This is a genomic window from Delftia sp. BGA-UO-ETr-SB1, from assembly GCF_059567865.1.
Genome location: NZ_JCAQOW010000006.1, coordinates 2,106,123 through 2,125,467, shown reverse-complemented (window position 1 = coordinate 2,125,467; position 19,345 = coordinate 2,106,123). Strand labels below are relative to the sequence as shown.

19 protein-coding genes are annotated in these 19,345 nt (G+C 67.6%); 9 read left to right on the top strand and 10 right to left on the bottom strand.

Annotated features, from left to right (window positions below; all coding sequences use genetic code 11):
* Positions 1-45 precede the first annotated feature (45 nt).
* From purF to folC, 4 genes are all read right to left on the bottom strand, one after another.
* Positions 46-1,554: an amidophosphoribosyltransferase gene (gene purF / locus AC57B5_RS28305; RefSeq protein WP_496400748.1), complete on the bottom strand. Its 1,509-nt coding sequence runs from the start codon at positions 1,552-1,554 to the stop codon at positions 46-48.
* A gap of 133 nt (positions 1,555-1,687) precedes the next feature.
* The gene (locus tag AC57B5_RS28300; protein WP_012206569.1) at positions 1,688-2,179 is read right to left on the bottom strand and encodes a CvpA family protein; all 492 of its coding nucleotides are present in this window, start codon (positions 2,177-2,179) and stop codon (positions 1,688-1,690) included.
* A 49-nt stretch (positions 2,180-2,228) separates the two neighbouring features.
* On the bottom strand, positions 2,229-3,152 hold the full coding sequence (locus AC57B5_RS28295) for an SPOR domain-containing protein (RefSeq protein WP_496400747.1): 924 nt from the start codon (positions 3,150-3,152) through the stop codon (positions 2,229-2,231).
* Between the two features lie 70 nt (positions 3,153-3,222).
* Positions 3,223-4,545 carry a bifunctional tetrahydrofolate synthase/dihydrofolate synthase gene (gene folC, locus AC57B5_RS28290; protein WP_016449256.1) on the bottom strand — a complete coding sequence of 441 codons (1,323 nt, stop codon included), beginning with the start codon at positions 4,543-4,545 and terminating at the stop codon, positions 3,223-3,225.
* 79 nt (positions 4,546-4,624) lie between these two features.
* Here folC and AC57B5_RS28285 point away from each other — a divergent pair, with 79 nt between their 5' ends.
* From AC57B5_RS28285 to argG, 4 genes are all read left to right on the top strand, one after another.
* Positions 4,625-5,002, top strand: a complete 378-nt coding sequence (locus AC57B5_RS28285) for an ArsC family reductase (protein WP_063325854.1) — start codon at positions 4,625-4,627, stop codon at positions 5,000-5,002.
* Between the two features lie 127 nt (positions 5,003-5,129).
* On the top strand, positions 5,130-5,873 hold the full coding sequence (locus tag AC57B5_RS28280) for a glycine zipper 2TM domain-containing protein (protein ID WP_013801584.1): 744 nt from the start codon (positions 5,130-5,132) through the stop codon (positions 5,871-5,873).
* A gap of 127 nt (positions 5,874-6,000) precedes the next feature.
* Positions 6,001-6,318 carry a pyrimidine/purine nucleoside phosphorylase gene (gene ppnP / locus AC57B5_RS28275; RefSeq protein WP_012206574.1) on the top strand — a complete coding sequence of 106 codons (318 nt, stop codon included), beginning with the start codon at positions 6,001-6,003 and terminating at the stop codon, positions 6,316-6,318.
* 118 nt (positions 6,319-6,436) lie between these two features.
* Positions 6,437-7,771, top strand: a complete 1,335-nt coding sequence (gene argG / locus AC57B5_RS28270; protein ID WP_012206575.1) for an argininosuccinate synthase — start codon at positions 6,437-6,439, stop codon at positions 7,769-7,771.
* Positions 7,772-7,837: 66 nt separating this feature from the next.
* Here the strand turns inward: argG and AC57B5_RS28265 are convergent, their stop codons facing one another.
* Complete coding sequence (locus AC57B5_RS28265) at positions 7,838-8,737, bottom strand: LysR family transcriptional regulator (RefSeq protein WP_012206576.1); 900 nt, start codon at positions 8,735-8,737, stop codon at positions 7,838-7,840.
* A 138-nt stretch (positions 8,738-8,875) separates the two neighbouring features.
* On the opposite strand from AC57B5_RS28265, the gene AC57B5_RS28260 reads away from it, so the two are divergent.
* Positions 8,876-9,745 (top strand): MBL fold metallo-hydrolase, encoded by an 870-nt coding sequence (locus AC57B5_RS28260; protein ID WP_496400746.1) that lies wholly within the window; start codon positions 8,876-8,878, stop codon positions 9,743-9,745.
* A 98-nt stretch (positions 9,746-9,843) separates the two neighbouring features.
* Complete coding sequence (locus tag AC57B5_RS28255) at positions 9,844-10,209, top strand: SPW repeat protein (protein ID WP_034395872.1); 366 nt, start codon at positions 9,844-9,846, stop codon at positions 10,207-10,209.
* 96 nt (positions 10,210-10,305) lie between these two features.
* Here AC57B5_RS28255 and murB read toward each other — a convergent pair whose 3' ends face one another.
* A complete protein-coding gene (gene murB, locus AC57B5_RS28250) occupies positions 10,306-11,406 on the bottom strand; it encodes a UDP-N-acetylmuramate dehydrogenase (RefSeq protein ID WP_496400745.1) in 1,101 nt (366 codons plus the stop codon).
* Between the two features lie 104 nt (positions 11,407-11,510).
* On the opposite strand from murB, the gene AC57B5_RS28245 reads away from it, so the two are divergent.
* The 3 genes from AC57B5_RS28245 to AC57B5_RS28235 are packed head-to-tail and all read left to right on the top strand — an operon-like array spanning position 11,511 to position 13,725.
* Positions 11,511-11,996: a YajQ family cyclic di-GMP-binding protein gene (locus AC57B5_RS28245; protein ID WP_012206580.1), complete on the top strand. Its 486-nt coding sequence runs from the start codon at positions 11,511-11,513 to the stop codon at positions 11,994-11,996.
* 33 nt (positions 11,997-12,029) lie between these two features.
* Positions 12,030-12,695: a retropepsin-like aspartic protease family protein gene (locus AC57B5_RS28240; RefSeq protein ID WP_088164175.1), complete on the top strand. Its 666-nt coding sequence runs from the start codon at positions 12,030-12,032 to the stop codon at positions 12,693-12,695.
* Between the two features lie 40 nt (positions 12,696-12,735).
* Positions 12,736-13,725, top strand: coding sequence for an HD-GYP domain-containing protein (locus AC57B5_RS28235; RefSeq protein WP_034395880.1), 990 nt, complete (start codon positions 12,736-12,738; stop codon positions 13,723-13,725).
* 47 nt (positions 13,726-13,772) lie between these two features.
* Here the strand turns inward: AC57B5_RS28235 and AC57B5_RS28230 are convergent, their stop codons facing one another.
* The 4 genes from AC57B5_RS28230 to AC57B5_RS28215 form a co-directional block, all read right to left on the bottom strand.
* Complete coding sequence (locus tag AC57B5_RS28230; RefSeq protein ID WP_496400744.1) at positions 13,773-14,741, bottom strand: Bug family tripartite tricarboxylate transporter substrate binding protein; 969 nt, start codon at positions 14,739-14,741, stop codon at positions 13,773-13,775.
* 101 nt (positions 14,742-14,842) lie between these two features.
* Positions 14,843-15,880: an amidohydrolase family protein gene (locus AC57B5_RS28225; protein WP_496400743.1), complete on the bottom strand. Its 1,038-nt coding sequence runs from the start codon at positions 15,878-15,880 to the stop codon at positions 14,843-14,845.
* A 180-nt stretch (positions 15,881-16,060) separates the two neighbouring features.
* Positions 16,061-17,821: an FAD-dependent oxidoreductase gene (locus tag AC57B5_RS28220; RefSeq protein WP_496400742.1), complete on the bottom strand. Its 1,761-nt coding sequence runs from the start codon at positions 17,819-17,821 to the stop codon at positions 16,061-16,063.
* The gene (locus tag AC57B5_RS28215) at positions 17,800-19,344 is read right to left on the bottom strand and encodes a polyamine aminopropyltransferase (protein ID WP_034395892.1); all 1,545 of its coding nucleotides are present in this window, start codon (positions 19,342-19,344) and stop codon (positions 17,800-17,802) included. Before AC57B5_RS28215 ends, AC57B5_RS28220 begins: the two co-directional genes overlap by 22 nt.
* Between the last annotated feature and the right edge of the window lies 1 nt (position 19,345).

Below are 19,345 nucleotides of genomic sequence, written 5' to 3'. Positions count from 1 at the left end.
TTGTCACTGAAGCCTAATCGCTCGGACTCAGGCTCGGGCTCGGGCTCAGGCTTCCTGGGCGTTGGGCAGGGACAGGCGCGAGGCGTCGCTGGACTCTTCCTCGCCGCCGCGGTTGCGGCCTTCATTGAGTGCCGTGACTTCGTCCTCGGAGATGTCGCCCGTGATGTAGACGCCATCGAAGCACGAGGCCTCGAAGCCCTGCACCTGCGGGTTGATCTTGCCCACGGTCTGCTTCATGGCGGCCACGTCCTGGTAGATCAGCGCGTCGGCACCGATGACCTGGCGGATTTCCTCGACCGTGCGGCCATGCGCCACCAGTTCGGCGCGCGTGGGCATGTCGATGCCGTAGACGTTGGGATGGCGCACCGGAGGCGCTGCCGAGGCCAGGTAGACCTTGACGGCACCGGCATCACGCGCCATCTGCACGATTTCCTTGGAGGTGGTGCCGCGCACGATGGAGTCATCCACCAGCAGCACCTTGCGGCCCTTGAACTCGCTGCCGATGGCGTTGAGCTTCTGGCGCACCGATTTCTTACGCGAGGACTGGCCCGGCATGATGAAGGTCCGGCCCACGTAGCGGTTCTTGACGAAACCCTCGCGGTACGGAATGCCCAGCAGCTGGGCCAGCTGCATGGCGCTGGGGCGGCTGGATTCGGGAATCGGGATGATGGCGTCGATCTCGTTGGGGGGCACGGTGGAGACCACGCGCTTGGCCAGCGTCTCGCCCATGTTCAGGCGGGCCTGGTAGACGGAGATGCCATCCAGCACGGAGTCCGGGCGGGCCAGGTACACGTACTCGAACACGCAGGGGTGCAGCTCGCTCTTTTCAGAGCACTGGCGGGTTTCGACCCGGCCGTCACTGTGCACGAACACCGCCTCGCCCGGGGCGACATCGCGCTCGAGCTGGTGCAGCGTGCCTTCCAGGGCCACGGACTCGCTGGCCAGCATCACCGAGCCGTCGGCACCGCGGCCCATGCACAGGGGGCGGATGCCGAACGGGTCGCGGAAGGCCAGCAGGCCGTAGCCGGCGATCAGCGCGATCACCGCATACGAGCCCTTGATGCGCTTGTGCACGGCGCTGACGGCCTGGAACACGTCTTCGCTCTTGAGCGGCGCGCCACTGCTGGCGCGGGCCAGCTCGTGGGCCAGCACGTTGAGCAGGACTTCGGAGTCGCTCTCGGTGTTGGTGTGGCGGTGGTCGGTGTCCGACAGCTCCTCGCGCAGCTGCTTGGCATTGGTGAGGTTGCCGTTGTGCACCATGACGATGCCGAAGGGCGCGTTCACGTAGAAGGGCTGGGCCTCTTCCTCGCTGGTCGCGTTGCCGGCCGTCGGGTAGCGCACCTGACCCAGGCCCACCGTGCCCGGCAGGGCACGCATGTTGCGGGTGCGGAACACGTCGCGCACCATGCCCTTGGCCTTGTGCATGAAGAACTTGCGCTCCTGCTGGGTCACGATGCCTGCGGCATCCTGGCCACGGTGCTGCAGCAGCAGCAGGGCGTCATAGATCAGTTGATTCACGGGCGCGGTGCTGACTACACCAACGATTCCACACATAGTTGCGTTCCATCCGTTTGCGAAGGTCGCCCTTCGCTGTCTGGGCCGTAGCAGCCACCCATTGGCCACGCCTGCGCCCGATTTCTCTATCCAAACTGTTTCTGCCAGCCGACTCCTGCGCTGCAGCGCCTTGTCATGCAGCCGGCAGATAGCGTCCCCATTCCTGCGGCAGCTGTGGCAAAACCACAGCCAGCGCCTGCATCAGCCATGGCGCCAAGGCTGAATCCTGCCACCACTGCCCCTGGTGCAGCGGCGTGTAGCTGATCACCATCGTTGCCACCAGGGCCAGCAGCGCCCCGCGCAGCACGCCGAACAGCGCGCCCAGCGTGCGGTCCACGGGCCTCAGCCCCACCGCCTCGATCAGCCGGCGCGACAGCCAGGACACCAGGCCCCAGCCGAACAGCGCCAGCACGAACAACAGCACAAAGCCTGCGGCGTAGCGCAGCTGCATGTCCCAGTCCTGCATGGGCAGCCACAGCGCCACGTCGGCCGCCCAGATGCGGGCCACGACAAAGGCCACCAGCCAGCCCAGCAGAGACAGCACCTCGTACACCAGCCCGCGCCAGGCGCCAAGCAGCATCGAGGCCAGCACGCAGGCCAGCAAAACCCAGTCCACCGTGGACATACGCTATTTCTGTGCGTCCGTGCTGCTTTGCAAGATGTACGTCACCGCGTCAGAGCTTGATCACCGACGCCGGCAGGCCCTGGCCCTTGACGCGCGCCGCCGCCTTGTCTGCTTCAGCACGGCCGTTGAACGGGCCCACACGCACCCGCGTGCGCTTGCCGTCCTTGGTGTCCACCACCTGCGTGAAAGTCTTCAGGCCCGCCAGCTCCAGCTTGGCGCGGATTTCCTGGGCCTTGCCGGCGTCGGAGAAGGCACCGACCTGCACGATGAAGCGTTCGTCCGTCGCTGCGGCCGCCGTTGAAGCGGCGGGCGCGCTGCGTCCTTCCAGCAGGGCTCGGGCACGGGCGGCGTCGTCGCTCCTGGACGGCTCGGGCTTGGGTTCAGGCTTTGGCTTGGGCTCGGGTTTCGGTTCGGGCTTGTGTTCGGGCTTCGGCTGCTCCGGCTTGGGCTTGGGTTCCGGCTTGGGCTCGGGTTTGGTCTCAGGCTTGGCGGCGGGCTTGGGCTCCGGCTTTGCCTCGGGCTTCGCTTCAGGCTTGACCGGAGCCACCTGGGAAACGGGAGGGGCCACAGGCACGGACGGCATGGACGGCGCCGAAGGCCTGCCCATGGGAACCTCTTCCTCATCGGCACCCAGCGAGGCCTGGGCCGACACGCGGCCCGTCGGCGCAGCCGCGCCATGCGAATGGGCGTCCACGGCATTGGCGCCGGGCACGACCATGGGCGCAACCTTGTCGCGGTCAGGAATCTCGATGGGGATGTCTACGGGAATCGGACGCGGCTGGGTGTCGAACAGCAGGGGGAAGCCCACCACGCCCGCCAGGACCAGCACGGCAGCGCCGATGAGGCGGTGGCGCGCCCGGCGGCGCATGACATCGACGCTTTCCGCCTGTCCCAGCCGTGTGGGCCGCCTCGATGCGGACGACGAATCACCGTCGTCTTTTTTGCCGGGCCAACGAAAATTGAAAAATGCCATGGAGTGCGGACTCGTTCAGATCGGCCACCACAGCGGCCACGATGGCCGCCTGCGGTGCGGATCACTGGATTCAGGTGCCCAGATGCTTGGCGTTCAGCCGGGGCGGGCCGTCCTGCAGCACGCCGCCCACCGTGAAGAACGAGCCAAAGACCACGATTCTATCAGTGGGACCTGCGGCCAGAACCGCTGCATCCAGCGCCAGCTGCGGGTTTGCGAAGGTGGCCAGCGAGATCTCGCGCGGCACGCCCGGCGCGGGCGGCAGGGCTTCGATCTTCTGGCGCAGCACCTCGGCGCTCTCGGCGCGCGGCGTGGGCAGGTCGGTCAGGTACCAGCGGTCGATCAGCGGTGCGATCCTGGCCAGCATGGGCGCCAGGTCCTTGTCGTGCATGGCGCCGAACACCGCATGCGTGCAGGGGAAGTAACCCATGGCGTCGAGGTTGGCCGTCAGCGCCGCCACCGAATGCGGGTTGTGCGCTACGTCCAGCACCAGCGTGGGCTGGCCCGGAATGATCTGGAAACGCCCTGGCAGCTCGACCATGGCCAGCCCCGTGCGCACGGCCTGGGCCGTGACCGGAAGGCGGCTGCGAATGGCTTCGAGCGCGGCCAGCGCACCCGATGCATTGACCAGCTGGTTGGCGCCGCGCAGCGCCGGATAGGCCAGCCCCGCATAGCGCCGCCCGCGTCCTGCCCAGCCCCACTGCTGCTTGTCGCCCGAGAAGTTGAAGTCCTGGCCCAGGCGCCAGAGATCGGCGCCAATGGCCTGGGCATGGTCCAGCACGCTTTGCGGCGGCATGGGATCGCTGACCACCACCGGCCGGCCGGCGCGCATGATGCCGGCCTTCTCGCGGCCGATGCTCTCGCGGTCCGGGCCCAGGAATTCCACATGGTCGATGTCGATGCTGGTGATGACGGCGCAATCGGCATCGATCACGTTCGTGGCATCCAGCCGCCCGCCCAGCCCCACCTCGAGAATCGCCACATCCAGCCTGGACTGGCTCATCAGCCGCAGGATGGCCAGCGTGGTGAATTCGAAATAGGTGAGCGCCACTTCCGTGCCCTGCACGCGCGCCTGCTCCACGGCCTCGAACTGCGGCAGCAGCTCGGCGGCCTTCACGATCTCGCCGCCCACGCGGCAGCGCTCCTCGAAATGCACCAGATGCGGCGATGTGTAGACGCCGGGGCGAAAGCCCGACTGCAGCGCCACGGCCTCCAGCATGGCGCAGGTCGAGCCCTTGCCATTGGTGCCCGCCACCGTGATCACGGGGCAGTCGAAACGCAGGTCCAGGCGCTGGGCGACTTCGCGCACGCGATCCAGGCCCAGCGCGATATTCTTGGGGTGCAGGCGCTCGCAATATGCGAGCCATGCATCCAATGTGGGAAATGAGGTGTGCATACTGCGCGCTATTGTTACCCAGGGACAGTGTCCTTATGGGGTCCTCGCCATCCGCGGACTGCGGCAACTGCAACCAATCATGACCACCTCAAACACTGTGACGCTCTACGGCATTCCCAACTGCGACACCGTCAAGAAGGCCCGCGCCTGGCTTGCCGACCAGGGCATCGCCTACGAATTCCACGACTTCAAGAAACAGGGCGTCCCTGCCGCACAACTGCCTGCCTGGATGCAGGCCGTGGGCTGGGAAAAGCTGCTCAACCGCCAGGGCACGACCTGGCGCAAGCTCGACGCCGACACCCAGGCCGGCGCCCAGGATGCGGCCGGGGCCGCAGCCCTCATGCAGCAGCAGCCCAGCGTCATCAAGCGCCCGGTCGTCCAATGGCCGCAGGGCCGCATCACCGTGGGTTTTGCGCCCGATACCTGGGCAGAGCTGGCCCACGAGGGCAAGCGCTAACATTGCCGTCAAGCCTGGAACAGCTTATTACGTGGATTTACGCGGCCGCAAACTGCTTTTCGGGCCCGAGGAATACACTTGCATGGAGCCTGGCAGGAAGTACCGCCAGCGCAACAGGAGTGCAATCATGAAATCCCTGGTTCTTTTGACGCTGGCGGCCACGACTGCCACCGTAGCCCTGGCCCAGGAGCAAGGCCGGGTGCTTTCCGTGACCCCGGTGACGCAACAGGTGGCCGTGCCCCAGCAGGTCTGCCGCGATGAGAACGTCTACTCGGGCCAGCGCAGCACTTCGGGCGCGGGCGCCGTGCTGGGTGCGCTGGCGGGCGGCGTGGTGGGCAACGCCATCGGCCACGGCGGCGGACGCGCTGCGGCCACGGCAGCCGGCGTGATTGGCGGCGCCATGCTGGGCAACCAGGCGGAAGCCTCGGGACAGCAGCCCCAGTACCAGACGGTGCGCAACTGCACCACCCAGACCTACTACCAGAACCGCGCCGTGGCCTACGACGTGGTCTATGAGTACGCGGGCCGCAACTACACGACGCGGACCGCCACGCCGCCTGGCGACTGGATCGCACTGAGCGTGCAGCCCGCAGCCAACAGCGGCGCCTACGGCAGCAATGGCTACTACAGCACCAACCAGCCGCCCCAGGCCGCGTACTCCACCACGCCCGTGCCGCCGCCCGTGGTCTATGAAAACAATTACTACGACGGTGGTTACTACCCGGCCCAGCCGGTGCAACCGGTGTATTCGGCCGGTGACTATGTGGCGCCCGTGGTGATTGGTGCAGCCCTTGCTGCCGGCGTGTACTACGCCTCGCGCCCCAGCTATCACGGCTGGCGCGGCGGCTACCGCCATGGCTGGCGCCGCTGAGGCCGCCATGCGCTCGCCCCGCAAGCCCCGACAAGGGGCTTTTTGCATGGCGGCGGCCAGCACGTACGGGCAGCGGCCGGGTGCTGGCCTAAAATGGGCGGTTTAGTCCACCCTCTGCCCAGCTTCCATGACCACCGAAACCATCTCTGGCATCACCCTGACCACCAAGGCCAATGTCTATTTCGACGGCAAATGCATCAGCCACGGCTTCACGCTGGCCGATGGCACGAAGAAGTCTGCCGGCGTGGTGCTGCCCAGCCAGCTGACTTTCGGCACGGCCGCTGCCGAGATCATGGAATGCGTGGCCGGCTCCTGCGAGTACAAGCTCGACGGTTCGGACCAGTGGCTCACCTCCAAGGCCGGCGAGTCCTTCCAGGTGCCTGCGAACTCCAAGTTCGACATCCGCGTGACCGAGGCCTACCACTACATCTGCCACTACGCCTAAGCGCCTGAGCGCCTGGGCAGACCGACGCATTCGACCTGACGGCGCCCAGGCGCCTTCCGTGTTTTCCGGCAGCCGCGTCCCGCACGCCAGCCGCCATCGTTATTGAGAGAAGCATCGTATGGAAACCATCCTGCAAAACGTTCCCGTCGGCCAGAAGGTCGGCATCGCCTTCTCGGGCGGCCTGGACACCAGCGCTGCCCTGCGCTGGATGAAGAACAAGGGCGCCCTGCCCTACGCCTACACGGCCAACCTGGGCCAGCCCGACGAGGCCGACTACGACGAAATCCCCCGCAAGGCCATGGAGTACGGCGCCGAGCAGGCCCGCCTGATCGACTGCCGCTCGCAGCTGGCCGGCGAAGGCATTGCCGCCATCCAGGCCGGCGCCTTCCACATCTCCACGGGCGGCATCACCTACTTCAACACCACGCCCCTGGGCCGTGCCGTGACCGGCACCATGCTGGTGGCCGCCATGAAGGAAGACGACGTCAACATCTGGGGTGACGGCTCGACCTTCAAGGGCAACGACATCGAGCGCTTCTACCGCTACGGCCTGCTGACCAACCCCGCGCTGAAGATCTACAAGCCCTGGCTGGACCAGACCTTCATCGACGAGCTGGGCGGTCGCGCCGAGATGTCGGCCTTCATGACCAAGGAAGGCTTCGGCTACAAGATGAGCGCCGAGAAGGCCTACTCGACCGACAGCAACATGCTGGGCGCCACGCACGAGGCCAAGGACCTGGAGTTCCTGAACAGCGGCATCCGCATCGTCAACCCCATCATGGGCGTGGCGTTCTGGAAGCCCGAAGTCGAGGTCAAGGCCGAGGAAGTGTCGGTGACCTTTGACGAAGGCCGCCCCGTGGCCATCAACGGCAAGGAAATCGCCGACCCCGTGGAGCTGTTCCTGGAAGCCAACCGCATCGGCGGCCGCCACGGCCTGGGCATGAGCGACCAGATCGAGAACCGCATCATCGAAGCCAAGAGCCGCGGCATCTACGAAGCCCCCGGCATGGCCCTGCTGCACATCGCCTACGAGCGCCTGGTGACCGGCATCCACAACGAGGACACCATCGAGCAGTACCGCATCAACGGCCTGCGCCTGGGCCGCCTGCTGTACCAGGGCCGCTGGTTCGACCCGCAGGCCATCATGCTGCGCGAAACCGCCCAGCGCTGGGTGGCACGCGCCGTGACCGGCACCGTGACGCTGGAACTGCGCCGCGGCAACGACTACTCCATCCTGAACACCGAATCGCCCAACCTGACCTACGCTCCCGAGCGCCTGTCGATGGAAAAGGTCGAGGACGCGCCTTTCAGCCCCGCCGACCGCATTGGCCAGCTGACCATGCGCAACCTGGACCTGATGGACACGCGCGACAAGCTGGCCATCTACGCCAAGGCCGGCCTGCTGTCGCTGGGCACCAGCACCGCCCTGCCCCAATTGGGCGGCAAGGAATAAGCCACCCTGCGGCACCGTGCCGCAGATTGCCAAGAGCCGCCGCAAGGCGGCTTTTTTACGCCCCTGCTACCAGCGCGCGCCCTCGAAGCGCTGCACGAGAAAATCCAGCAGCGCGCGCACGGCCACCGGCAGGTGGCGGCGCGAGCTGTACAGCGCATGCACGGTCAGCGGCTGCGGGCGCCAGTCCGGCAGCACCAGTTCCAGCTGGCCGGCCTGCAGCATGGGCTGGACCAGGTAGGTGGGCTGGAAGGCGATGCCGGCACCCTCGACGGCAGCGGCGGCCAGCACGGTGGCCTCGTTGGCGTTGAACCAGGTGGTGACGGCGATCTGCTGCTCATCGCTTTCGTCGTCACGCCGCGCCAATTGCCAGACATTGCGGCCCACGCGCATATGGCCCAGGCAGCGGTGGGCCTGCAACTGGGCCGGTGTCTGCGGCCGCCCTGCCGCGTCCAGGTAGGCGGGCGAGGCCACCAGCACCGATTCGCACACGGCCAGCGGCCGGCCGATGAGTGCGGCGCCCGGGTCGGCGCTGATGCGTATGGCCAGGTCGATGCGCTGCTGCACCAGGTCCAGCGCGCCGTCGTCCACCAGCAGGTCGATCTTGAGGTGGGGGTGCAGCCGCATGAACTGCGCAATGGCCGGCGCCATCTGCGCATGGCCGAAGGACATGCTGCAGGTCACGCGCAGCAGGCCGCGCAACTGGCTGTCGCCGGCGCGCATCTCGCCTTGCACCTCATCGGCCAGGGCCAGCATCTGCTGGCTGTAGCGCAGGCACTGCGCACCGGCATCGGTGAGCGAGACACGGCGCGTGGTGCGGTGCAGCAGGCGCGCGCCCAGCCACTGCTCCAGCGACTCCACATGCCGCGTGGCCATGGCACGCGACAGGTCCAGCCGCTCAGCCGCCGCCGTGAAGCTGCCGCATTCGGCCACCGTGGCAAACACCTGCATCGCCAGCAATCGGTCCATGGATCTGCTCTATTTCTGCAACAAACAAGCGCATATTCTGCGGTTTATCTGCTCGATTTCAAAAACTAAAGTACCACCCATGGCAGCACGGCGCTGCCACCCGCTTTCTGTCTTGTGCTTTTTTCAAAGGAAATCGACATGCTTCGCACCACCGTGCTTTCGCTCACCCTGGCCCTGTCGGCCGGCCTGTCCCATGCCCAGGCGCCCGCCCCGCTGCAGATGAAGGTCTACCAGGCCGACGAACACAGCTTTGCCGTGACCTCCACCCTGATCACCGGCGCCAAGGAGGCCGTGGTCGTGGACAGCGGCTTCACCCGCGCCGACGGCCTGCGCATTGCCGCCAATGTGCTGGACAGCGGCAAGCAGCTGACCACCATCCTCATCAGCAATGCCGACCCCGACTACTACTTCGGCGCCGAGGTGCTGAAGAACCTGTTCCCGCAGGCCAAGGTCGTGGCCACGCCCGCCGTGCGCGAGAAGATCGAGTCCAAGCTGCAGGGCAAGCTGGCCTTCTGGGGCCCCAAGATGGGAGCCAATGCACCCGGAAAGCCGGTCCTGCCCGAGGCCCTGCAGGGCAATACGGTGACCGTGGACGGCCAGGCGCTGGAGCTGCGCGGCACCACCGGCCCGCTGGCCCACCGCCCCTATGTCTGGGTGCCTGCGCTGCAGGCCATCGTCGGCAACGTGGGCGTGTTCGGCAACCTGCATGTCTGGACGGCGGACACGCAAAAGAGCGCAGAGCGCAAGGCCTGGCTGGCGCAGCTGGACGAGATGCAGGCCCTCAAGCCCGCCGTCGTCGTGCCCGGCCACATGCAGGCCGGCACCGCCATGGACGCCAGTGCCATCGCCTATACACGCGACTATCTCCAGCGTTTCGAGGCCGCCGCCGCCAAGGCCGCAAACAGTGCCGAGCTGATCGGCGCCATGAAGCAGGCCTACCCGCAGGCCGGCATGGCGCTGTCGCTGGACATTGGCGCCAAGGTGAACAAGGGCGAGATGCCCTGGTAAGCAGGCACTTTCACAAAAATCCTCATGGAACCTGCATGCTGCGACCTTGATCCAATGAGTTGCCGCCCTCATTCGTCGTGGCGGCAGGAGGTGCAGCCATGAAATACATGAAGCATTGGCAGGACCCGATCAATGTCCTGCTGGGAGCCTGGTTGGCGGTCTCGCCCTGGGTGCTCGGGTTCCAGGACCAGATGGCGCCCACGGCCAATGGCGTGGTCATCGGCCTGGCGCTGATTGCCGCTGCGCTGGGGGCCATCTTCATGCCCCGCGCGTGGGAGGAATGGACCGAAGGCCTGCTGGGGCTGTGGATGGTGATCTCGCCCTGGGTGCTGGGCTATGCGGGCCAGATGGACGCCATGCGCAATGCCGTGGTGTCCGGCGTGGTGGTCATGGTGCTGGCGCTGTGGGTGCTGATGACCGACAAGGACTACATGAGCTGGCGCAGCAGCCACTCTGCCCACTGATGCGCTGAAGCACTGAAGCGCTGATACAAAGCAAGCAAAGCGGCCCGCAGGCCTCCATGGTCTGCGGGCCGCTGTTTCTGTGCGGCCGTCGATCGATCAGACCACGACGGGCTCGGGCTCCAGGCGGATGCCGAATCGCTCGTAGACGCTGGTCTGTATCGCGCCGGCCAGCGTCATGACCTCGCCGCCGGTGACGCTGCGGTCCACGCTGTGCCGGTCGCCCCGGTTGATCAGCACCAGGGCCTGCTTGTCATACACCCCGGCGCGGCCCATGGATTTGCCCTTCCAGCCGCAGGCATCGATCAGCCAGCCGGCGGCCAGCTTGATGGAGCCGTCGTCCATGGGGTAGTGCACGATCTTGGGCTCGCGCGCAATGATGTCGGCGCACTGCTCGGGCGTCACCGTCGGGTTCTTGAAGAAGCTGCCGGCGTTGCCGATCTGATCCGGGTCCGGCAGCTTGGCGCGGCGGATCTCGCAGACCCAGTCGAAGATCTGGCGGGCCGTGGGCTCGGCCACGCCGGCCTCGGCCTGGCGGCGCTGCAGGTCCAGGTAGCCCAGGCCGGGCTTCCACTCCTTGGGCAGGGCCAGGCGCACGCGCGTGATCACGGCGCGGCCCTTGAGGCCCATGCCGCGCGGCGGCACGCCGCTCATGCGCGCCCGTGCCACGGGCGTGGGTTCGGCCGGGGCGTGCTTGAACACCGAGTCGCGGTAGCCGAAGGCGCATTGCGCGGCATCCAGCGTGAAGGATTCGCCCGTGGCCAGGTCGATGGCATCCAGCGACTCGAAGCGGTCCTGCAGCTCCAGCCCGTAGGCGCCGATGTTCTGCACCGGCGATGCGCCCACGGTGCCGGGAATCAGCGCCATGTTCTCCAGGCCGCCATAGCCCTGCGACAGGGTCCAGGCCACCAGGTCGTGCCAGCGCTCGCCGGCACCGGCCTCGACGATCCAGTGGCGATCGGTCTCGCGCAGCAGGCGCATGCCCGCTATTTCCATCTTGAGGACCACGGGATCGACATCGCCCGTGATCACCACGTTGCTGCCGCCGCCCAGCACGAACACGGGCTGGCGGCCCCACAGCGGATCGGCCAGGAAATGGCGAACATCCTCATCGCTGCGCACACGCACCAGGGTGTGGGCACGGGCGGCGATGCCGAAGCTGTTGCAATGCTGCAGCGGAACATTTTTCTCGACTAACATCAGCCGGATTGTCGCACCGCGTCCCCACGCCTTCGGCACCGCGCCCGCATCGCCCGGTCCCGCGCTGCGATACTTTTTCAGAACATTTACAGGAAATATTTGCCATGCCTTCTTTTGACACCGTGTGCGAAGCCGACTTCGTCGAAGTGAAGAACGCCGTGGAGAACACCGCCAAGGAAATCGGCACGCGATTCGACTTCAAGGGCACCTCGGCCGCCATCGAGCTCAAGGACAAGGAAATCACGCTGTTCGGCGATGCCGACTTCCAGCTGCAGCAGGTCGAGGACATCCTGCGCAACAAGCTGACCAAGCGCAGCGTGGACGTGCGCTTCCTGGACATCCAGAAGGCCCAGAAGATCGGCGGCGACAAGCTCAAGCAGACCATCAAGGTCAAGAACGGCATCGAGGCCGAGCTGGGCAAGAAGCTGCAAAAGCTGATCAAGGACAGCAAGCTCAAGGTGCAGGCCGCCATCCAGGGCGACGCCGTGCGCGTCACCGGCGCCAAGCGCGACGACCTGCAGGCGGCCATGGCCCTGATCCGCAAGGACCTGGCCGACCATCCCCTGTCCTTCAACAACTTCCGCGACTGATCGCCCGGCATCCGCCCCTGCACCACAAGCCCCATGCGCCACCTGCGTGCCGTACTTCTGAGCCTGGCCGGCGTGGCCGCCCTGCTTCCGCCGCTGGCGAATGCGCAGTCCGTGGCACTCCGCGGCGTGCTGGGCAGCAAGGCCCTGCTGGTCATCGACGGCGGCACGCCACGCGCTTTGGCGGCCGGCGACAGCCTGCAGGACGTGCGCGTGCTGCAGGTATCGGGCGACACGGCCGAGGTGGAAATCAAGGGCCGCCGCCAGACATTGCGCCTGGGCGAAGCGCCCATCAGCCTGGGCGGCCGGGGCGCGGCAGCGGGCGATCCCGCGCTCGGCCGGCGCGTGGTGCTCAAGGCCGACAACCGGGGCCACTTCATCGAACGCGGCCAGATCAATGGCAAGACCATGGTCTACATGGTGGACACGGGCGCCAGCTCGGTCGCCATAGGCCGGTCCGACGCCGAACGCATGGGCCTGCCCTTTCTCAAGGGCCAGCCCGTGATGATGCGCACCGCCAACGGCGACGCCCAGGGCTGGAGCCTGCGGCTGGACTCGGTGCGCGTGGGCGATGTCGAGGTCTTTGGCGTGGACGCCGTGGTCGCCCCTCTTGCCATGCCCTATGTGCTGCTGGGAAACAGCTTTCTGGCCCACGTCCAGATGACCCGCCAGGGCAGCGAGATGGTGCTGGAGCGGCGCTGATGCGGCCTGCACGCGCCCCGCTTTCCGCACCCCGCCACCGATGAGCCGACGCCCCGACGATTCCTACGAAGACCTGCTGGGCCTGTGGTCCGACCTGGAGGCCGCGCTGTCCGTGCTGCTGTCCGCGCCGCTGCAGGTGCAGGGCTTCCTGGTCAAGCTGCAGCAGATCGACCTGTGGCTGCAGGAGCTGATCGCCCACGACAGCGATGCCGCGCTGTACCTGATGTTCCAGCGCGCCTGCTCCTCCACCGTGGGCTACAGCGCCTCCCATGCCCTGGTCTGCGCCTGCCTGTGCCATGTGCTGGCGCGCGAGCTGCGCCTGAACGAGACCGAGCACCGCACCCTGGTACGCGGCGCGCTGACCATGAACATCGGCATGAACGCGCTGCAGGACGAACTGGCGCTGCAGCGCGAGCCGCTGACCCCCGCCCAGCAGCAGGCCGTGCAGCGCCATCCGCTGCAAAGCCAGGCCCTGCTGGCGCGTCTGTTCGTCAACGACGCGCTGTGGCTGGAACTGGTGGCCCGCCACCATGAAGCCGTGCCCCAGCAGCCCTTGGCCACACTGCCCCCGGTGCAGCGCCTGGTGCGCATCCTGGGCACGGTGGACCGCTACGCGGCCCTGATCAGCCCGCGCAAGTCACGCGAAGGCCGCAGCGCCGCCGAGTCGCTGCGCGCGCTCACCCAGCAGCAGCGCTACTCCGACGAGGTGGGCTTCGCGCTGGTGCGCGCCGTGGGCCTGTGCCCGCCCGGCACCTACGTGCGGCTGGACAACGGCGATATCGCCGTGGTGCTGCGCCGTGGCGAGCCGCCGCAGCCGCCGCTGGTAGCCAGCGTGATCGGCGCCGACGGCGCCAGCCTCTACCCGCCCGTCATCCATGAAGGCGAGGACGGCCCCCGCATCCGCTCGGCACTGGCGCGCGCCGCCATCACGCTGGAACTGGACCCGCGCACGCTGGCGCAGCTGGGCGTGCTGGCCGCACGCGGCAGCCAGTCGCTGTACCGCATGGTGCAGGTGCCGGGTCCGCTGTAGCGCACTGCCGGCCGTCAGTCGGTCGACCATCTGCCGTCCATCGGCCATCAATCGGCCTTGATGCCCGCCTGCCGGATCACGGCGCTCCAGCGCTGTATCTCGTTCTGCACCCATTGCGTGGCCTGCTCGGGCGTGTTTGCCACCACGGACAGCCCCATTTCCGCCATCTTCCGGCTGGCCTGCGGCTGGGCCAGTGCCGCGTTGAATTCCTTGTTCAACCGGGCGACGGCGGCCGCAGGCGTGCCGGCCGGGGCGCCTATGCCAATCCAGTAGTCGATGTCCATGGCGGGGATGCCGGCCTCTTTGGCACAAGGCACATCAGGCAGCGTTGCATTGCGCTCCGAGCCCGTCACCATCAGTGCCCTGAGCTTGCCGCTTCGGATGTAGGGCAGCGCCGTGGGGACCGAGGTGATCAGGGCCTGCACCTGGTTGCCCATCAGGTCGGCCAGCACGGCGCCCGCGCCCTTGTACGGCACATGGACCAGGTCGGCGCCCGTTGCGCTTTTGAACAGCTCGCCGGCCAGGTGGGTGTTGGTGCCGTTGCCGCCAGAGCCGTAGTTGAGCTTGCCGGGCTGCGCCCTGGCCAGCGCAATGAACTCGCCCACGCTGCGCGCCTGCACCTGGGGGTTGACCACCAGCACATGGGGCACCTTCACCGCCGTGGTGACCTGGGTGAACGCCTTGCGCGGATCGAAGGGCAGGTTCGGCATCAGGCCGGCTGCAATGGCATAGGACAGCTCCACGGTCAGCAGCGTCTGGCCGTCGGGCGCGGCACGCGCGGCCGCGCTCCAGCCCACCACGCCGCCACCGCCGGTGCGGTTGTCCACCACCAAGGCAGAGCCCAGTCCCGGCGCGGCGAACTGCGCGATCACGCGCGTCACCAGATCGGCGCTGCCGCCCGGCGCATACGGCACGATGATGGTCACGGGCTTGCCCTGGGCCGCCGCCCAGGCGGGGGCGAGGCAGGCTGTGCCGGCCAGCGCCAGCATGGCGCGACGAGAGATGAGGGATGGCATGGCGGTCTCCTTGGAATGATGGGTTGGACGAATAAGTCGGGTGAGTCGGGTGAGATGGGATCGATGGGGCAGGCGAGGCAGATGGCTCCGGTGATGCAGCGTCATTCGGGCTGCGCCTGGCCCAGCCGGTACACGCGGCTTGCCGTTCCTTCGAAAAGGGCCTGGCGCTCGGCGGCACTTGCGCCCGCCGCCAGCCGCTTGAAGGCGTTCCAGCAGGTGGCGTAGCTGAAGGAACCCTTGTCCACCGGGAAATTGCTCTCGAACATGCAGCGGTCGGCGCCGAATGCCTCGATGCAGGTCTCCATCCACGGTCTCCAGGCCGCAGCCAGTTGCTCCGAGGCCGCAGGCCTGTCCGCTTTCTCGAAGCCGAATCCGTTGATGCGCATGCCCAGCCCGCCGAGCTTCACGTACACATTGGGCAGCCGGGCCAAGGCCTGCATGGAGGTCTTCCAGCGCTCGAACACCTCGGCATGCCGGCCTTCATAGGCGCCGATGCGCGCCACGCCCCCGCAGTGGTTGATGATCACGGCTGTCTGCGGAAAGGCCAGTGCCAAGTCCAGCAACTCCGGCAGCTGCGGAAAAAGCAGCCAGGCATCGAAGGAAAGCCCCAACGGCGCCAACTGCGCCACGCCCTGCCGGTAGGCCCGGTCCAGCAGCAGGCCCTGCGGCGCGGCGGTCAGGGGGTTGACCAGGGAACTGTCCGCGTCCCAGGTCGCCAGGTGCCGGATGCCGCGAAAGCGCCCCTTGCCGGCCTCCAGATGGGCCAGCAGCACCTCGCGCACCGCCGCACCGGCGCGCAGGTCCGCATATCCGACGATGCCCTGCGCCAGGGCGCAGGCCGCATGGCCTTGCCTGTGCTCCTGCACGTCCTCCGCCGCCTGCACCACGAACTCGGTCTCGCCCACCGGCTGCATCGCCTGCGGGCCGGCAGTGCGGTAGCGCGTCAGCGCCTGCATGTAGACCGAGGCACGGACCCTGTGGCCCGAGCCCGCGTCGGCCAGGTACTCGTCCGCCAGGTAGCGCCAGCCCGGTCGATCGTAGAAATGGTGGTGGGCATCGACGATGGCCAGCGATGGCTCAAGGATCTCCTCCTCGTGCAGGCCCAGCCAATCCGGCCTCACCGGTAGATAGTTGCCCATGTGCGTTTCGTAGCCTTTTTCAAAGTTCTATCTAACAGAATCAAGATCTATCAAATAGAACTATAGCCAGGCATCTACGGCACACGGACAAGGGCAAACCCGCTGGCGGACGCGGCCAGCGACGAACCGGCAGCAGCTTGCCCGGCGATCAGGAATCCACGAAAGAGGTCGGTATGGAGATCAGGCGCCGGCCCACAGGCCCGCATGGTGGCCGCGCGTGAAGGCCTCCTCCAGCACCGAGTAGCCGGCCCAGTCGGAATGCGCGAACCACAGGCGGCGCGTGCCCGGCGTGGGCAGCAGGGCCACGCGCTCGCCGGCGCACTGCGCGCTGCGGCCTCGGTGGAGCGACTGCAGCGCCACCTGGCTGAGCAGTTGCTGGTCGCCAGGCCGGGGAATGGCCATGGCGTGGCCGTAGCGCGTGATCTCCATGCGCGTGGCCTTGTGCAGCAGGTCGGGATGGGGGACGAGCAGGCTGCCGACGATGCGGTCTCGCCAGAAGCCGAAGGGCTGGCCCAGCAGTTGCGCGCGCCCGTCAGGCCAGTCGCCCAGCGCCTGGTAGTAACTGAGCACCGTGGGCCGGGGCGTGAGCCGGTCCAGGCCCTGGTGGCCCGCGTCCACGTAGCCCAGACCGCCCGCATTCGGATCGGCAAACAGCACGTTGTCCCAGGCAGGATCGGCGCCGGGCCGGTCGGCCAGCGGCCGCTGCAGATGGATGTTGGCCACCAGCCAGGGCGCCCAGTCCAGCCGGCCCGCCACCGCGCGCAGGAAATCCGGCGCATCGCGCACCACGCGAGCCGCGATGAAGCTGGGCAGGGCCACGACGCAGCGCGCGGCCAGCCAGCGCTCGTGCTGCTGGCGGCCATGGTGGTAGACGTCGATCTCCACACCGTCGGCACCTTCGGCAATGGATAGCACGCTGCAATCCGTCTGCAGGTCGGTGGAGCCCAGCCCGGCCACCAGCTGCTGCGACAGCCAGCCATTGCCCTGGGGCCAGGTCAGCACGGCGTCGCCGGCCTCTTCGGCCGTGCGCTCATCCTGGCGGCGCGGGGCCGAGAAGCCATGGCGGCTGGCGAAATAGTGAATGCCTGCCCAGGCCGATACACGCGCCAGGCCCGCGCCAAAGTCGTCGCGGCAGCAGTACTCCAGATACCAGATCAGCTGCGCATCATCGATGCCCTGGCTGATCAGCCATGCCTGCATGGTCTGACCGTCCAGCGCGGCATGGGCGGCGGGCAGCCGGCCCTCGCGCTGCCAGACACGGATGGACGGCATGGCAAACGCCGCCCTGTCCATCTCCTGGGCCACGCTGCGCGCAAAGAGTTCGTACTGCTCCAGCGTGCGCGGCGCCACGCCATCGACGGGCAGCAGGCCCTCATGCCAGGCGCCCTGCCAGAACAGGCGCTCCTGCGGGCTGTGGCACAGATGGCGCTCGTCGTACTGCCAGCGGCCCGCGCGGCGCTGGCGCAGGCCCAGGGCCTCCAGCCAGTCCTGCACCTCGGCCGCATCGTCGCCGGGCAGGGGCAGATAGTGGGCACCCAGCGGACAGGGCAGGCCCGCAATGCTGCCGCCCTGGCTGTTGCCGCCCATGGCCTGCTGCGTGTCCAGCAGGGCCACGTCCTGCACTCCCGCCAGCTCCAGTGCGCGCGCGGCGGCCAGGCCTGCCATGCCGCCGCCGGCGATCACCACCTTGGCACGGTGCACCACGGCCGGCGGCGGCAGCGCCAGGCCCTGGGCCAGGCGCTGCCAGAACGCGCGCAAGGCATGGCCGCGCTCCAGCGCCACGCCGCTGAATCCGCCGGGCAGGTCTTCAAGCCGCGGTGGCGTTGGCGTGCAGCCGGACAGGCCCAGGCCCATGGCCGCGCCGCCCGCCAGCCCCTGCAGCCATTGGCGCCGGCTCCACAGGTGCGAGAGGCCGGTGCTCAACGCTCCACCCTGCCCCATTCGCGCTCGTAGGTGTTGACCAGCACCTGGTTGGACAGGCGGTTGACCTCGGCCGGAACGCGCGCCATGTCCAGCGGGAAGTCGAACATCAGCGCCATGGTCTGCGCGCTCAGAAAGCGCAGGCCCGCAGGCAGGGCATCGGGCTCGCGCCAAGGCCGGTGGCTGGCGATGACGAAGCCCCATTCGCCAAAGCTGGGCACATGGGCGTGGTAGGGCGTGGCCTGCAGGCCGATGGATTCGATGGTCTGCACCACGGTCCAGTAGCTCTTGCGTGCGATCAGGGGCGAGGTGGTCTGCACCACGGCGTAGCCGCTGGCCGCCAGGCGCTTGTCCAGCAAGGCATAGAAGCTGTTGGTGAACAGCTTGCCGATGGCGAAATTGGTCGGGTCGGGGAAATCGACGATGACCACGTCGAAGGTATCGCCGCCCTGCTGCAGCCAGTGGAAGGCATCGGTATTGAGGATGTGCACGCGCGCATCGCTGAGCGCTTCGCCGTTGAGCCGGCGCAGCATGGCGTTGTCCTTGAACAGGTCCGTCATGGCCGGGTCCAGCTCCACCAGGGTGACCGACTCCACCGAGGGGTACTTGAGCACCTCGCGCACGGCCATGCCGTCGCCGCCGCCCAGCACGGCCACGCGCTTGGGCGCGCCATGCGCGGCCATCACGGGGTGGACCAGGGCCTCGTGGTAGCGGTACTCGTCGCTTTGGGCGAACTGCAGGTTGCCGTTGAGGTACAGCCGCGCGCCCTGGCGCCCCTGCGTCACCACGATGCGCTGGTAGGGCGAGCTGCTGGAGAGCACGATGCGGTCCTGGTAGAAATGGTCGTCGGCCAGGCGCGTCAGATGGTCGGCGCCCCAGATGCCCGTGCCCAGCAGGGCCAGCACGGCAGCGCAGGCCAGGGCATGGGCGCGCGGGCGCCGCAGTTCATGGCGAAACAGCAGCAGTGCCCAGACCGCTACCGCCGCATTCATGAAGCCGAACAGCAGCCCCGTGCGCACCAGGCCCAGCTTGGGCACCAGCAGCAGCGGAAATGCCAGCGACACGGCCAGCGCGCCCAGGTAGTCGAAGGTCAGCACCTGGGACACCAGGTCCTTGAGCGTCACATTGCGCTTGAGGATGCGCATCACCAGCGGAATCTCCAGCCCCACCAGGGTTCCCACCACCAACACCATGCCGTACAGCAGGAACCGGAACGCGCCGGGCGCGTAGGCATTGGCAATGAACAGCGTGGCCGGCAGCGCGCCGCCGACCAGGGCCACCATCAGCTCGATGCGCAGAAAGTGCGCGGGCAGATGGTCCTCGAAATAGCGCGACAGCCATGAGCCTATGCCCATGGCGAACAGGTAGCTGCCGATGATGGTGGAGAACTGCAGGACCGAGTCGCCCAGCAGATAGGAAGCCAGCGCACCTGCAGCCAGTTCGTAAAGCAGGCCGCAGGCCGCGATCACGAAGACGCTGACCAGCAGGGCGATGTCGATGGGACGCGCCGGCTGCGCGCCGGCAAGAGGGGCTGAGGTTTGCACG